The 14,776-nt window shown below is 64.8% G+C and carries 17 protein-coding genes; 14 read left to right on the top strand and 3 right to left on the bottom strand.

Translation table 11 applies throughout. The features are described 5' to 3' along the window. Window positions 1–77: 77 nt before the first annotated feature. From AC1DE1_RS06055 to pssA, 6 genes are all read left to right on the top strand, one after another. A complete protein-coding gene (locus AC1DE1_RS06055) occupies window positions 78–506 on the top strand; it encodes a DUF4156 domain-containing protein (protein ID WP_441601987.1) in 429 nt (142 codons plus the stop codon). 203 nt (window positions 507–709) lie between these two features. After that, on the top strand, window positions 710–1,204 hold the full coding sequence (locus AC1DE1_RS06050; protein WP_477178971.1) for a MarR family transcriptional regulator: 495 nt from the start codon (window positions 710–712) through the stop codon (window positions 1,202–1,204). A gap of 2 nt (window positions 1,205–1,206) precedes the next feature. Next, the gene (locus AC1DE1_RS06045) at window positions 1,207–3,348 is read left to right on the top strand and encodes an FUSC family protein (RefSeq protein ID WP_477178970.1); all 2,142 of its coding nucleotides are present in this window, start codon (window positions 1,207–1,209) and stop codon (window positions 3,346–3,348) included. Continuing rightward, window positions 3,338–3,538, top strand: coding sequence for a DUF1656 domain-containing protein (locus tag AC1DE1_RS06040; protein ID WP_441601990.1), 201 nt, complete (start codon window positions 3,338–3,340; stop codon window positions 3,536–3,538). Before AC1DE1_RS06045 ends, AC1DE1_RS06040 begins: the two co-directional genes overlap by 11 nt. Before the next feature lie 3 nt (window positions 3,539–3,541). Next, window positions 3,542–4,561, top strand: coding sequence for an HlyD family secretion protein (locus AC1DE1_RS06035; protein WP_477178969.1), 1,020 nt, complete (start codon window positions 3,542–3,544; stop codon window positions 4,559–4,561). Between the two features lie 115 nt (window positions 4,562–4,676). Beyond that, on the top strand, window positions 4,677–6,071 hold the full coding sequence (gene pssA, locus AC1DE1_RS06030) for a CDP-diacylglycerol--serine O-phosphatidyltransferase (RefSeq protein ID WP_477178968.1): 1,395 nt from the start codon (window positions 4,677–4,679) through the stop codon (window positions 6,069–6,071). Window positions 6,072–6,294: 223 nt separating this feature from the next. Here pssA and AC1DE1_RS06025 read toward each other — a convergent pair whose 3' ends face one another. Next, window positions 6,295–6,891 (bottom strand): GNAT family N-acetyltransferase, encoded by a 597-nt coding sequence (locus tag AC1DE1_RS06025; RefSeq protein WP_477178967.1) that lies wholly within the window; start codon window positions 6,889–6,891, stop codon window positions 6,295–6,297. A 19-nt stretch (window positions 6,892–6,910) separates the two neighbouring features. Beyond that, window positions 6,911–7,117 (bottom strand): YdcH family protein, encoded by a 207-nt coding sequence (locus tag AC1DE1_RS06020; protein ID WP_046972478.1) that lies wholly within the window; start codon window positions 7,115–7,117, stop codon window positions 6,911–6,913. Window positions 7,118–7,230: 113 nt separating this feature from the next. On the opposite strand from AC1DE1_RS06020, the gene ttcA reads away from it, so the two are divergent. From ttcA to AC1DE1_RS05980, 8 genes are all read left to right on the top strand, one after another. Next, a complete protein-coding gene (gene ttcA / locus AC1DE1_RS06015) occupies window positions 7,231–8,094 on the top strand; it encodes a tRNA 2-thiocytidine(32) synthetase TtcA (RefSeq protein ID WP_477176794.1) in 864 nt (287 codons plus the stop codon). Window positions 8,095–8,123: 29 nt separating this feature from the next. Beyond that, on the top strand, window positions 8,124–9,323 hold the full coding sequence (locus tag AC1DE1_RS06010) for an amino acid aminotransferase (protein ID WP_477179030.1): 1,200 nt from the start codon (window positions 8,124–8,126) through the stop codon (window positions 9,321–9,323). Between the two features lie 149 nt (window positions 9,324–9,472). Beyond that, window positions 9,473–10,390: a recombination-associated protein RdgC gene (locus tag AC1DE1_RS06005; protein ID WP_441601995.1), complete on the top strand. Its 918-nt coding sequence runs from the start codon at window positions 9,473–9,475 to the stop codon at window positions 10,388–10,390. 155 nt (window positions 10,391–10,545) lie between these two features. Further along, on the top strand, window positions 10,546–11,316 hold the full coding sequence (locus tag AC1DE1_RS06000; RefSeq protein WP_477178966.1) for a M48 family metallopeptidase: 771 nt from the start codon (window positions 10,546–10,548) through the stop codon (window positions 11,314–11,316). 67 nt (window positions 11,317–11,383) lie between these two features. Further along, window positions 11,384–12,061, top strand: coding sequence for a sigma-70 family RNA polymerase sigma factor (locus AC1DE1_RS05995; RefSeq protein ID WP_477178965.1), 678 nt, complete (start codon window positions 11,384–11,386; stop codon window positions 12,059–12,061). Beyond that, a complete protein-coding gene (locus tag AC1DE1_RS05990; RefSeq protein WP_441601998.1) occupies window positions 12,052–12,417 on the top strand; it encodes a hypothetical protein in 366 nt (121 codons plus the stop codon). Before AC1DE1_RS05995 ends, AC1DE1_RS05990 begins: the two co-directional genes overlap by 10 nt. Beyond that, window positions 12,414–12,986 (top strand): hypothetical protein, encoded by a 573-nt coding sequence (locus AC1DE1_RS05985; RefSeq protein WP_477178964.1) that lies wholly within the window; start codon window positions 12,414–12,416, stop codon window positions 12,984–12,986. The genes AC1DE1_RS05990 and AC1DE1_RS05985 overlap by 4 nt, the downstream gene beginning before the upstream one ends. Window positions 12,987–13,085: 99 nt before the next feature. Beyond that, complete coding sequence (locus AC1DE1_RS05980; RefSeq protein ID WP_477178963.1) at window positions 13,086–13,664, top strand: methyltransferase family protein; 579 nt, start codon at window positions 13,086–13,088, stop codon at window positions 13,662–13,664. 50 nt (window positions 13,665–13,714) lie between these two features. Here AC1DE1_RS05980 and AC1DE1_RS05975 read toward each other — a convergent pair whose 3' ends face one another. Then, the gene (locus AC1DE1_RS05975; protein WP_477178962.1) at window positions 13,715–14,719 is read right to left on the bottom strand and encodes an alpha/beta fold hydrolase; all 1,005 of its coding nucleotides are present in this window, start codon (window positions 14,717–14,719) and stop codon (window positions 13,715–13,717) included. Between the last annotated feature and the right edge of the window lie 57 nt (window positions 14,720–14,776).

The raw sequence follows: 14,776 nt of genomic DNA, 5'->3' as shown, positions 1-14,776 counted from the left end.
CACGTCCCCGGGTTAGGATGGAGGCCGGGCGGGAAACCGCCTGGCCTTTTCATTTCCATCATGTTGCGGAGCTGCTCATGCGTAAGACCCTGCTGTTGCTCGTTCCCATCGCGCTGCTTGGCGCGTGCACCTATGGCATCACGCTCGACGACGCCGGGAAGAACGTCCGTACGGCGTGGAGCGGCGATGTGTCTTCCTGCCGTGACCTGGGCAAGGTCACCGTGTCCGTGATGGATCACGTCGGCCCGATCGATCGCAACGACATCAAGGTGCGCGACGAGCTGGAAGTGATGGCGCGCAACGAGGCGGCCAAGATGCACGCCGATACCATCAAGCCGATGGGCGAACCCACCGACGGCTCGCAGCCGTGGGGCGCCTACCAGTGCGGCAATGCCCAGCTGGCGCCGTCGGCCCGTCCGGCCAACCCGACGAATCCGAATCCGAATCCGGCGCCGAACGGCACCGCGCCGGGTGGGTTCGAGACTTACCCTGCCAAGGGCAACTGAGCCGCGTCGAGCGCGCGCTCAGTTCGCAACAGCGCCTCGGCCATCGCCGAGGCGACGGGCGAACCACTCGCCAGCTTTACCTCGAAGGCGCCCTCGTGGCGCCTTTTTCACGCGCGCCGTCCGACGCTCTTGCATGCCATCCGGGGCGGGGCATAAAATTCAGTTATATATATTACATATATGTACTAATTAATCGGGGCGCCATGAGCAGCTTTCTTCCGACCGAACAGCGTCTGACGGTGACCCGTCAGCGCTATCCCGCCTTTCCGCGGGACCCGGCCGTGCTCATCCGGTTGATCCGGCACATCTTCAAGCGCGTGAACGACGACGCCAACGCGATGCTGCGCCCGTACGGCATCAATCATCCGCAATACAACCTGTTGATGATGATCTACGGCACCGAGGGCAACGCGATGCATCCCACCGAGCTGGCCGACGCGGCGGGCGAGAAGCTGGCCAACATCACGCGACTGACCAACGAGCTGGCCGACAAAGGTCTGATTGCACGCAACGCCAGCGACGAGGATCGTCGCAAAATCACGCTCACCTTGACTGACGAAGGCTTCGCGCTGATCGAAAGCTTCCTGCCCGATGTCTGCGCGATGCTGGAGTGGCAGGCGGAAGGCATGTCCCAGCGCGATGTGGGGCAGCTGGAGCGTCTGCTCAAGAAGTTTCTCGATCAACTGGAGCGAGCGTGACCATGTCGGCGATGCCTGGCGACCTCGCTTCCTGGCGCAACCCGCCGTGGTTGCGCGATTTCGCCGCCGAAGAGGGCCAGGCCTGGATCTTCGTGATGAAGAGCCTGATCGCGTTCTATCTCGCGGCATGGCTGACGATGGTGTTCCAGCTGGAGCAGCCCGCGACCACGATGATCACCGTGGCCATCGTGATGCATCCGCAGAGCGGCACGGTGCTGGCCAAGAGCTTCTATCGCGCCCTGGGCACCTGCACCGGCAGCCTGTTCGGCGTGTTGCTGATGGCGGCGTTCCCGCAGCAGCGCGAACTGTTCCTGCTGAGCCTGTCGATTTGGGTTGCGTTGTGCGCCGGCGGTGCGGTCTTGTACCGCAACTTCATGTCGTACGGCTTCGTGCTCGCCGGCTATACCGCTTTCATCGTGGTGCTGCCGGCGATCGATCATCCGACGGCGGTGTTCGATTCGGCGGTGGGCCGCGTGAGCGAGGTGATGCTCGGCATCATCGTCTCCGGCCTGGTCAGTGACGTGGTCCTGCCGGTGCGTTTGCGCGACGTGCTTCGACGCATCTCGCGCGAGCATTACCAGCACTTCATCGATTTCGCGCGCGGCAGCCTGGGCGGCGCCATTCCGCGAGAGGACATGGAGAACGCGCATCTACGCTTCGTGCGTGCGGCGGTGCAGATCGAGGATTTGCGCTCCTCGGTGATCTTCGAAGACCCCGAGGTGCGCGCGCGCAGCAGCCGCATGCAGTTGCTCAATCTGCGCTATATGGCGGCGGCCACGAGCTTCCAGTCGCTGCACCATCTGATCAATCGCCTGCAGCGCAGCAATCATCCACGCACGGCGGCGGCGCTGATCAAACTCTATGGGCCCATTGGCAAGGCGCTCAGCCCCGACCCGTCCGAAAAGCCGATGCCGCGTTTGCTGGCGACGCGCATCGAGGCCTGTGAAGCCGAGCTGCCGGTGCTCGCGGCCAAGTTGCGCGAAGATCTGCGGCAGGATCCGAATCTGCTGCTGGAATTCGACAGCGGCACCACCCTGGTGCGTCGCTTTGCTGCCGAGTTGCGCGACTTCACTTCGCTGGAAGCGACCCTGCGCGAAACCCAGGGCGTGATCGGCGGCACCGTCGAGCGCGTGGACTTCAAGCGCGCCAACGATTACGCCTCGCCGCTGATTGCCATCGTGCGCACCTTCCTCACCATGGCCACGCTGAGCGTGTTCTGGATCGAAACCGGCTGGACTTTCGGCCTCAGTGCGCTGCTGCTGGCCACGGTGTTCAGCGGTCTGCTGGCGACATCGCCCATGCCGGTGCTGGCAACCGCCAATACCTGGGTGGCTTACGCCATTGGGTTGGTGGCCGCGTATTTCGTGGTGTTCGAATTGATGCCGGGCAGCGACGGCTTCGTGATGCTGATCCTGGTGACCGCGCCACTGCTCGCGCTCGGGCCGTATCTCACCACGCGCAATGCCACTTTACCCGGTGTGGGCGCGGGTTACTCGCTGGGTTTCGTCTATATCCTGGCGCTCAAGAATCCGATGGTTTATGCGCCCGAGCGCTTCATCAACGACGGCATCGCCGCGCTGTTCGGCCTGATGGCGAGTGGCGCGGCCTTCATGATCATTCCGACCGTGATCGGTACGCAGTGGTTGCGCCGACGTCAGCTGGCGCAGTTGCGGCGGCAGGTGGTGTATGCCGCCACCGCACCGATGGATGGCATCCTGTATCGCTTCGAAAGCGTGAATCGCGATCTCTATCAGCAGATCGTGCAGTTCACCCGCCAGGGCAGCGAAGAGTCGCGCGCGCTGTTTTCCTGGGCGCTCGCCGTGCATGACAGTGGTCGAGCGGTGATCGAGTTGCGCCAGGACATGTTGCATACGGGCCTGCCGCCGCCGGTGAGGGAATCCATGCAACACGCCGTGGATGCCTTGGCGAAGCTTTACGACGCGCCCGACCAGGCGCGCTGGGCGGTGGCCGATGACGCCGTTGACCAGGCCATCACACTCACTACGCAGACACTGCCGCAGGCGCGGGCGAGCTGCCAGCCGGCGCTGGCGGATCTGCTGCAATTGCGCACGGCGTTGCGTGACGACGAGTCCGCGCTCGCTCCCTACATCGTCAAGGCACCGGAGATCGCCCATGCCCCGTGAAGTCGCCCTTGCCGATGCCCTGGTACCGGGCTTGCTGTTGGTCTACCTGGGCTGCCTGCTCGTGCTGTGGGGTATCGACACCCTCATTGGCCGCTACGGCTTGTATCGCTACGTGTGGCATCCCTCCCTGTTTCGCGTTGCCGTGTTCTTCGTGCTGTTCGGCGCGGCTGGCCTGCTCCTATATCCCTGACCTATGAAACTCGAACCTCAAGCTGTGCTCCGTTTCGCCATCACGGCCGTCGTCGTGATCGTGGCCTTGCTGCTGTGCCATGCGCTGTGGCGGCACTACCTGTATGCGCCATGGACGCGCGATGGCCGCGTGCGCGCCGAAGTGGTGCGCATCGCGCCGGACGTCTCGGGCCTGGTCACGCGCGTGCCGGTGATCGACAACCAGGAAGTGAAGAAGGGCGACGTGCTGTTCGAAATCGACCCGCAGCGCTTCCAGATCGCCGAACAGCAGGCCGAAGCCAACCTCAACGCTGCCAAGGCCGCTGCGCGCGCCGCCGGCGCGAACATCGACGCGGTGCTGGCCAGCGCTGCGGCACGCAAGGCCGAGTACGACATGCGCCAGGAGCAGGCACAGCGTCGCCAGGATCTGGCCGACGTGGTGCCCAAGGAAGAACGCACCGATGCCAAGTCCGCAGCCCTGACCGCGCGCGCCGTGTGGGAACAGGCACAGGCCAGCGGCCATCAGGCCAATGCTTCGCGCGAACAAGCGGAAGCCGCGGTGGTGCAGGCGCAGGTGGCACTGGATCGCGCCAAGCTCGACCTGGAACGCACCGAAGTGCGAGCGCCGGTGGACGGCTACGTAACCAATCTTGATGTGCGTGTCGGTGACTATGCCGCGACCGGCAGCCCGCGCCTCGCGCTCATCGATCGCCATAGCTACTACATCTACGGCTATTTCGAGGAAACCAAGCTGCCGCATCTGCGCGTGGGCGATCCGGTGGACATTCGCATGTTGAGCGGCGGTATTCGCCTGAAGGGTCATATCACCGGCGTCGCGCGCGGCATTACCGATCGCGATAATCCGACCGGCCGCGATCTGCTGGCCGACGTCAATCCGACGTTCAACTGGGTGCGCCTGGCGCAGCGTGTTCCGGTGCGCGTGGACATCGACGAAGCCAGCGAACCGAAGGGCCTGATCCTCTCGGCCGGCATGACGGTGAGCATCGACGTGCAGCCGCGCCGCGTGCTCGACAAGGAACGCTGAGGCCCGTGTAGGAGCGCACTTGTGCGCGACCGCTTGACGTAACCGTCACGGTAATCTGGCGGTCGCGCACAAGTGCGCTCCTACAAGATGGGGCTGGATTGCTAACATGGCCCCTATGAATCGACCGCTACCCTCGCCACGCAACCTTGCACGTCGACTGCTTTCACTGGGTCGGGGTCGCGGGATCGACTTGTCCGGCCAGGTGAGTTTCACCGTGCCGGCAGAGGCCATCACCACGCTGGCGGGCCCGACCGAGTTTCGCGAAACGCTGCTTTCGCTGATTGCGCAGGCCAAGCGCCGCATCGTGCTGGTCGCGCTATATCTGCAGGACGACGATGCCGGTCGCGAAGTGATCGAAGCGCTGCATGCGGCGCGACGTGCACACCCTGATCTGTCGGTGGAGGTGTATGTCGACTGGCATCGCGCGCGTCGAGGCCTGATCGGCAAGGGCGACAGCGAGGGCAATGCTGCGATGTATCGCGAGTATGCGCAGCGCCTGGGCGAGGGCGTGGTCATTCGTGGCGTGCCGGTGCAGACGCGCGAGTTGTTCGGCGTCTTGCACCTGAAGGGCTTCATCATTGACGACGCGGTGCTTTACAGCGGCGCCAGCCTCAACGATGTGTACCTGGCCAGGCACGGCCGCTATCGACTCGATCGTTATCACCTGATTCGTCACCGGGCGCTGGCCGACAGCATGGCCGGCTATGTCGATGCGCAGCTCCGCGGCAGCGACGCCGTGCCGCGACTGGATCGCCTGCCGCAACCGCGTACGCGTGACCTGCAGGAGCCGATCCGCCGCTTGCGCCAGTCGCTGCAGCTGGCGCAATACGGCGGCGCCAGTGAGGCGCCGCGCGATGGCGACGTCGCGGTGATTCCGTTGGCCGGTTTCGGGCGCAACGACAATGCGCTCAACGAAACACTACTGGCGCTGCTGCGTGGCGCGCAGCGGCGCGTGATCCTGCTGACGCCCTACTTCAACCTGCCGCGCCCCGTGCGCGTGGTGATCGGTCACTTGCTGCGCCGTGGTTGCCAGCTGGACATCATGGTCGGCGACAAGACGGCCAATGATTTCTACATCCCGCCGGGGCAGCCGTTCAGCCGCATCGGGATGCTGCCGTATCTGTATGAAGCGAATCTGCGTCGCTTCGCGCACGATCATCAGGGCGCCATCGACAGCGGCCAGTTGAACCTTTGGCTATGGCGTGACGGCGACAACACCTATCACCTGAAGGGTCTGTTGGTGGACGGGGAATTCGCCGTGCTGACCGGCAACAACCTCAACCCGCGTGCCTGGGCGCTGGATCTTGAGAATGGCCTGCTGTTGCGCGATCCCTCGCGCAGGCTGTTGCCGCAGCACGAAGCCGAATGGCAGGCGTTGCGCAGGCATGCCACACGTCTGGCGCATTATCGCGACCTGCCAGGTGTGCGCAGCTATCCGCCGGAAGTGCGCAAGCTGCTGCGGCGCATGCGGCGCGTGCGGCTGGATCGGTTGGTGAATCGGCTGCTCTGAGTCGTCGCCTGTCCCTGTGGGAGCGCACCCTGTGCGCGACAACCTCACAGAGCGGAGACCACACGGCGCCGCGGTCGCGCACAAGGTGCGCTCGTACAAGTGAGAGGAGCGCCACCTATCGAAGTTCTTTTGTAGGAGCGCACTTGTGCGCGACCACCTACGAAGCGGGGACGATGCGACGCCGCGGTCGCGCACAAGTGCGCTCCACAGAGAACATCGATGCTCAGCCCGCCAAACGCTCCAGCCGCAGCGCCAGCCAGCGCGATACATCCGGCCACTCGCTGTCGGTCACGCTGAAGCACACCGTATTGCGCAAGCTGCCGTCGGGACGGCGCTTGTGATTGCGCAGGACGCCTTCGCGTTGCGCGCCCAGTCGCTCGATGGCCCGCTGGGAATCGAGATTGCGATGATCGGTGTGAAACTCCACCGCCACGCAACCCAGCGACTCAAACGCATGCTGGAGTAGCAGGCGCTTGCACGCAGTGTTGAGATGGCTCTTCTGCCAGCGCTTGGCGTACCAGGTGTAGCCGATGGCAACGCGGCGCGGGTCATCCACGTAGTCATAGAAACGCGTGCTGCCTACGATGTCGCCGCTGCTCTTCTCGCGCACCGCGAAGGGCAGCATCAGACCCGCCTGTTGGCCAGCCAAGGCCTTGGCGATGTAGCCGGTCGTCTCGCCGAGCCCGGGCGCGCTGGTAAACCACAGCTTCCACAACTCACCGTCGGCCGCCGCAGCCTCGAGGGCAGGGGCGTGGTCGGGGGTGAGGGGTTCGAGGGCGACGTGGGCGTCTTCCAGCAGGACAGGCGTCAGCGCGGGCATTGGTGCTCCGTGGGAGGTCTCAGGCGTCCAGATCGGGGATCAGCCTGCTTTCCAGCCGGGCGATGTGGTCCTTCAGCAGCAGCTTGCGCTTCTTCAGGCGCGTGATCTGAAGCTCGTCGCGGCTGAGCGACACGGCCAGGTGCTCGATGGCCACGTCGAGATCGCGGTGCTCTACGCGCAGCTCGGCCAGCAAGTGGGCAATTTCGGCTTGGTCCTGGACCTGCATGTCGGTGCGAATGGCTGGGGAAAACACACGCAGTGTAGCGCTGCGCGACCCAAAGAGACTGCCCCGGCCGGCCAGATCGTTACAATGGGAGGCCGTCCCGTTGCCCACCGATCATGTCCGCCCAGCCCGACGCCACCCGCAAGCAGCACTACGAGGCCACCAAGCTGGCCAAGCGCCTGCGCCATCAGGTGGGCCAGGCCATTGCCGACTTCAACATGATCGAGGAGGGCGACAAGGTCATGGTCTGCCTGTCCGGCGGCAAGGACTCCTACACGCTGCTGGACGTGCTGCTGTCACTGCAGGCCAAGGCGCCGGTGCGGTTCGAGATCGTCGCGGTGAATCTGGACCAGAAGCAGCCCGGTTTCCCTGCCCACGTGCTGCCGCAATACCTTGCCGGGCGCGATGTGCCGTTCCATATCATCGAGCAGGATACGTACAGCACGGTCACCCGGGTCATTCCCGAGGGCAAGACCATGTGCAGCCTGTGTTCGCGCCTGCGCCGCGGCGCGCTGTATCACTGGGCGGCGGCCAACGGTGTCAGCAAGATCGCGCTGGGCCACCATCGCGACGACATCCTCGGCACCTTTTTCCTGAACCTGTTCTATCAGGCGCAGCTGAAGGCGATGCCGCCGAAGCTGCGTTCGGACGATGGCCGCCACGTAGTGATCCGCCCCTTGGCATACTGCAAGGAAAGCGATATCGCCGAGTACGCCCAGGCCAGGGAATTCCCCATCATCCCCTGCAATCTCTGCGGTTCGCAGGAAAACCTGCAACGCAAGGCGGTTAGGCGCATGATGGAGGACTGGGAGCAGACCCAACCCGGGCGCGCCGAGAACATCTTTCGCGCGCTGGGCAGTGTGCAGCCCTCCCAGCTCACCGATCGCAAGCTGTTTGACTTCGCCACGCTGGGCGCGCGCGAAGGTGTCGCCCGCGCCGATGCGCACGAGTGGCTTGCCGGTACGCCGGACGAGTCGTGACCTTCACCGAAAACCAGTCGAGTAACGCCGTGTCTCTCTTTGCATCCGTTGAAATGACCCCGGGCGATCCGATCCTGGGACTCACCGAGGCCTTCGTGGCCGACACCCGTCCGGGCAAGGTCAACTTGGGCGTGGGCATTTATTACGACGAGCAGGGCCGCATCCCGCTTTTGCGCGCCGTGCAGCAGGTCGAGCAGCAGCTGGCGCTTGACGCCAAGCCGCGTGGCTACATCCCCATCGACGGCCTGCCGGCGTACGACCTCGCCACCCAGAAACTGGTGTTTGGCGAAGACTCGCCCCTGCTGGCCGCCGGCCGCGTGGCCACCTCGCAGACTGTCGGCGGCAGCGGCGCGCTGCGCGTCGGCGCCGACCTGCTCAAGCAGATCCTGCCGAGCGCGAAGATCGCCATCAGCAACCCGAGCTGGGAAAACCACCGCGTGGTGTTCGGCGCGGCCGGCTTCGACGTGCTGACCTATGCCTACTACGACGCCGCCACGCACGGCCTGGACTTCGCCGGCATGCTGGCGGACCTGGGCAAGCTGGAGCCGGGCACCGTCGTGCTGCTGCACGCCTGCTGCCACAACCCGACCGGCGTGGACCTCAATGCCGAGCAGTGGCAACAGGTGGTGGACCTGGTGAAGGAGCGCGGCCTGCTGCCCTTCATCGACATGGCCTACCAGGGCTTTGACGAAGGCATCGACGCCGACGCCACCGCCGTGCGCCTGTTCGCTGCCTCCGGCATCGACGCCTTCGTGGTCGCCAACTCGTATTCCAAGTCGTTCTCGCTGTATGGCGAGCGCGTGGGTGCGCTGTCCATCGTGGGCAAGACGCGCGACGAAGCCTTGCGCGTGCAGTCCCTGGTCAAACGCACCATCCGCTCGAACTACTCCAGCCCGGCCACCCACGGCGGCCTGCTGGTGTCCACCGTGCTCGGCAGCACCGAGCTCAAGGCCATGTGGGAGCAGGAGCTGGGCGAGATGCGCGAGCGCATCCACGCGATGCGTGCCGGCATGGTCGAGAAGCTCGCCGCGGCGGGTGCATCGCATTTCGGCTTTATCCAGGAGCAGGCTGGCATGTTCTCCTACTCGGGCCTCAGCAAAGCCCAGGTGGACCGCCTGCGCGAGGAGTACGCCATCTACGCCATCGGCACCGGCCGGATCTGCGTGGCGGCGTTGAACCGCGCCAACCTGGATACGGTGGTGAATGCGGTGGCTGCGGTCAGCCGCTGATCCAGCCCCAAGCCCTCCTATTCGTCATCCCGGCGCACGCCGGGATCCAGCGCCTCAGTGCGTGAGAAGGCGACGCGGCATCATCGATGCCCATCGCACCTGGATCCCGGCCATCGCCGGGGTGACGGCAGAAAAAATACGGATACCGAATGTTCTTCCGCAATCTCACGCTGTTCCGCTTTTCCCCCGCCATTGCCGACGACCTGAACCGCCTCGACGAAGCGCTGGGCGACCATCGCCTGCGCCCCTGCGGTCCGCTGGAAATGGGCACCAAGGGTTTCGTGCCGCCGGTGGGTCGTGGCGATGAAGCCCCGCTCACGCACGCAGTGAATGCCTGCACCATGGTCACCGTGGGCGGTGAGGACAAGCTCCTCCCCGGTTCGGTGGTGAACGATGAACTTCACCGCCGTGTGCAGAAGATCGCCGAAGAAGAGGGCCGCAAGGTCGGCGGCCGCGAGCGCAAGCGCATCAAGGAAGACGTGCTCAACGAACTGGTGCCGCGCGCCTTCATCCGCAGCTCCCGCCAGCGCGCCTACGTGGACAAGAAGAACGGCTGGCTGGTGCTCGATACCTCGAGCCGCAAGTCCGCCGAGAACACGCTGACGCAAATCCGCGAAGCGATGGGCAGCTTCCCGGCCGTCCCGCTGGCGCCGGAAGAAGGCCCCCGTGTGCTGATGACCGACTGGCTGGCCAACGGCAATCTGCCGGCCGGGCTGGCGCTGGGCGACGAGGTGGAGCTGCGCGACCCGGCCTCCGCCACCGGCGCCATCGCCAAGTGCCGCCGCCAGGACCTGGATGGCGAGGAAGTGAAGGAGCATCTGCGCAACGGCAAGCAGGTATTCCAGCTCGGTCTCACCTTCGATGAGCGCATGAGCTTCGTGCTTGGCGAGGACCTGATCGTGCGCAAGCTCAAGTTCCTGGACGTGATCACCGAGGAACTGGGCGACAGCCATCCCGACGCGGCCGCCGAGGCTGACGCGACCTTCACCCTGCTGACCCTCGAGGTCGAACGTCTGCTGGGCAAGCTGGAGGAATGGTTCGGCCTGCCGCGTCCCGCTGAGGCCTGAGCCGCTCCGTTCAGGGTTTTCCGTCCCGACCGTACGGTCGGGACGGTCATCGCTTCGCCTTGCGAAGCCTGCATGCTCCCCCCACATTTCCTTTGGGACACTGGTCGTCCTTTGGAACTCGATCGGCCTGGACGCCAAGCAGTTAAGGCGGGGACATGACGCAGCATCTTGAAGGCGATTGGCTGGAACTGGCCACCGCGAGCGGCAGCACCATCCGTGTGCTCAAGGCCGCCCATCCGCGCGCGCGCCGGTTGCGGCTGACGGTCACGCCCAAGGGTGCGCGCGTGTCGTATCCGCATGGCACGCATCCGGCGCAGGTGAGCGCGTTTCTGCGCCATCACGCTGACTGGCTGGAGCGCAAGCTCGACGAGTTGCATCTGATCGTGAAGCCCCTGCCGCCGCTGCGCGTGGGTACGCCTACTGAGTTTCCGTTGCGCGGCGAAACCGTGCAGCTCGATTGGGCGGAAGGTCCGTATCCGCGTGTCGAAGCCGGCGAGGGCACGCTCACCCTGGTGATCCCTCGACCGCATACGCGTGCGGTGCCGGTGGCGCGTGGCTTGCTCGCTTCGTATTTCGAAGCGCAGATCCGTCGCGATGTGTCGCGCTGGCTGGCAGGTTATGTGCCGCAGCTGGGGCTGGCGCCTACAGCATTGCGCGTGCGGCCGATGAAGAGCCTGTGGGGCAGCCTGGACACGCGCGATCGCATCAACCTCGATCTCGCGCTGGCGCTGGCGCCGCCCAACGCCTTGAAGTACGTGCTCGCCCACGAGCTGTGTCACCTGAAGGTTCGCAGCCATGCACCGCGTTTCTGGGCGCAGGTGGAAATGCTGTTCCCCGAATGGCGCGAGCAGCGCGACTGGTTGCGCCTCAATGGTGCGTGGCTGAAGACCGAGCTTGATCGTCTGATTGCGGACGTGGCGGACTGAGCTTTTCGTTTAACCCCTTTCCGGCGTTACCGGCGAATATGGAAGTATCGCCAACGGAAAGGACGCCATGTCGGCCGCCATCGCGCCATCAACGGACTGGACGCAAGCTTGCGAGCTGGCGCTTGCGCATCTGCAGCAGCAACTGTCGCAACCGCACGCCGGCCAAGTCACCGACAACTCATCGCTGAGCGACGCCGAATGCATGCAGCGCTATCGCAACGGCGATGTGCACGCCTTCCGCATCCTCTATGCACGTTATCGCGAGAAGCTCCATCGCTATGCGTTGCGCCTGGCGGGTAAATCCAGCGAGGCCGAAGAAGTGTTCCAGGACGTCTGGATGGCCGTGGTGCACGGCAAGGAACACTTTCAGCCCGAAGCTTCGTTCGCCGCATGGTTGTTCGGCATCGCGCATCGTCGTGCGGCGGATCGCTGGCGCACGCTGGGTCGGCATGCGCCTGATGCGATCGATCCCCATGGACAGGAAGAGGACGCGCTCGAGCACCATGCCGCGCCGCTGCTGCATGCGCCCGACCGTCATCTGCACAACGACGCGCTGGGCAAAGCCTTGGTCGCCGCCGTCAAGGCGCTGCCTCTGCCGCAACGCGAAGCGTTCCTGATGAAGGCCGAAGGCGAACTCAGCCTCGAGGATATCGCCATCGCCACCGGCACCACGCGCGAAACGGTGAAGAGCCGCCTGCGCTATGCGCAGCAGAAATTGCGGGAGGCTTTGCAGCCATGGCGATGACCGATGAGATGGATGACCTGTTGCTGCTTTATCGCCAGGCCTCGCGTGAGGCGCCAACGCCGCTGATGGATGCGCGCATCCTGCGTGCCGCCAACCGGGCCTCCGTGTTTCGCCGCTGGAACCGGCACGCGGCGTGGCCTGCCGCTATTGCCGCGGCAGTGCTGCTGTGGGCCGCCTGGCAAGGCCATCCCCATCCGCCGACAAGCACGGCCATCCCCATGGCGGGCTACGACGCCGGTGCATCGCGCGCCGAGTTGCTGCAGATGGATGTCACGCCTCCCGGCGGTGAGCTCGATCGTTTTCTGTTGAACGTCAGCAGTACCCACTCTCCCTCCACGACAAGGAATGCCCCATGAAAAAGCTGCTCGCAACCGCCGTGCTGTTTGCTGCCGGCCTCGCCGGCGCCGCGCATGCCGCCGCGCCTCCCGGTTGGTTCGTCTACGTCAACGGGACGGCTGCCACCGACTTTGAGACCGGCACGGAATCGTCGACCCGCACGTCAGGCGCGACCAGCGCGTTTCTTCGCGCCACCACCGACAACCAGGGTTTCGCAACGTTGATGCAGACCGTCGGCGCCACCGCGTATCAAGGCAAGCGCGTGCGGTTCTCCGGTTACCTGCGCACCAAGGACGCGGGCAAGGGACAGCTGTGGATGCGCGTCGACGGCGCGGACAAGAAGCCCGCGGCATTTGACAACATGGAAGATCGCGCACCGCAAGGCGACAAGCCGTGGCAGCGCTTCGAGGTGGTGCTCGACGTGCCCGGCAATGCCCGCGACATCGCCTTTGGCCTGCTGCTTCAGAACCGCGGCGAAGTATGGGCTGATGGCCTCGCCTTCGAGGTGGTCGACCCGAGCGTGCCGACCACCGGCAGCCAGCCGCATGCCTTGCCGGCAGCGCCGGTCAATCTGCAATTCGCCAGGTAAGTCCGGGCCCGTCTGCGCAGGGACGCGCGGCGGGCCATCTTGCGCGTACGCGACCAAGGGTGGAACCTGAGTGCTCACCAGGGACTCAGGGGGAGTGACATGGAGTTGCCGATCGGTCCGTTCATCAAGACCATGTGGCTGATCTTCACGCTGTACTGGTTGTGGGGTTGGCGTCGGGTCAAGGGTGCGCAGCGCAAGGAGCCGATCCTGCCGCGCCTGCTCAAGTACTGGTTGCCGCTGATCATTGCCATTGCGCTGATTGGACCCGGCGACTGGTATCGCGGCACGTGGCTGGGCACGCGCATGTATCCGGGCAGCGATCTGGTGGCGGTGATCGGCGCGTTGCTCACCATGCTCGGTGTCGCCTTCGCCTGCTGGGCGCGCTTCGTGCTCGGGCGCAACTGGAGTTCGGTGGTGCAGGTGAAGGAGGATCACGAGCTGATCCAGAGCGGTCCGTATCGCTGGGTGCGCCACCCGATCTACACCGGTCTGTTGCTCACCTTCTTCGGCACGGCGATGGCCATCGGCGAATGGCGCGGCGCGATCTGCGTGGTCATCGTCGCCGTGTCGTTCTGGTTCAAGCTGAAACTTGAGGAGCGCTGGATGCGCGAGAACTTCGGCGCGGCTTACGAGAGCTACATGCAGCGCACCAAGGCGCTGATTCCGGGCGTGTTGTAGAACCAAACAAGGCGACCGGATGGCGCAAGGCCATCCGGCACATTGAGCGTTTAATGCGACAGCGTGAACTGCGTAAGGATGCGCGCCGTCTCGTCCGGCTTCTCCATGATCGGCATGTGATTGCAGCCGGTCATCGTGCTGGTGCTGATCGCGGCGGCGTTCTTCAGGCCGTTGCGCAGGCTGTCGAGTGCCGAGATGTCGACGATCTTGTCGTCATGGCACCACAGGCCGAGCACCGGCATGCCGAGCTTGTCGAGGCGGTTCTGCAGCGACAGATACTGCGACGGGTCGCGCAGCTCGTTGAAAGTCTGGTTGATGAAGGCGCGGTTTTCCTGGTTGCGCTTGATCAGCACATCCTGGAAACGACCGGGAATATCCAGCGGCTTGGCAAACGCCCAGGCAGTGGCCCTGACGAACTGCTCGCGATTGTCGAAGGCAAACAGGTTTTTGCCGGCCAGGGCTTCGCGCGAGAATTCGTTTTCGTTGGTCTTCAGGCCGAACGAATCGAGCAGGGCGAGTTCGGCGACATGCTCGGGGTGCTCGGCGGCGAAGACGCCGGCGATGGCCCCGCCCATCGAATGACCGATCAGCACGACTTTCGGCAAGTTCAGCGCATCGACAAAGCCCTGCAGGCGCGCCACTTGCGCGTCGATGTTGTAGCTGGCGCCCTCGACGCGCGAGGACTCGCCCCAGCCCGGCAGATCGGGCGCGATCACGTGGAAATGCGGCGTCAGCAATTCCATCTGCTTGAGCCACACTTCCTTGCTCGCGGCAAAACCGTGCAGCATCAGCAGGGTCGGACCCTGGCCACCTTCGTAGTACACCCACTTGGTGTCGCCGACCTGCACCGAGTGCTTCTCGACATGCGCGGCCATCATCTGGCGCTTGATGTCGGCGCTCATCAGCCATTGCGGCGCGAACAGGTACGAGCCACCCAGCACCACGATCAGCAAACCGGCCACGTAGCCGAGGAATTTTAGCCGGCGCAGGGCCAGTCGCTGCCATAGCGGGCGCGTGGGAGCGGGCGTGGTGGTCGTCGCTTTCTTGGAAGTCATGGGTGAACCAATGGTGGGGATCGCAGCTATCGATGGCGTCGCGCGCCTCCCTTTGCA

This window comes from Dyella sp. 05T440 (assembly GCF_056395965.1).
Note: the sequence above shows the minus strand (reverse complement) of the source record. Positions and strands in the feature narration are given on the sequence as shown.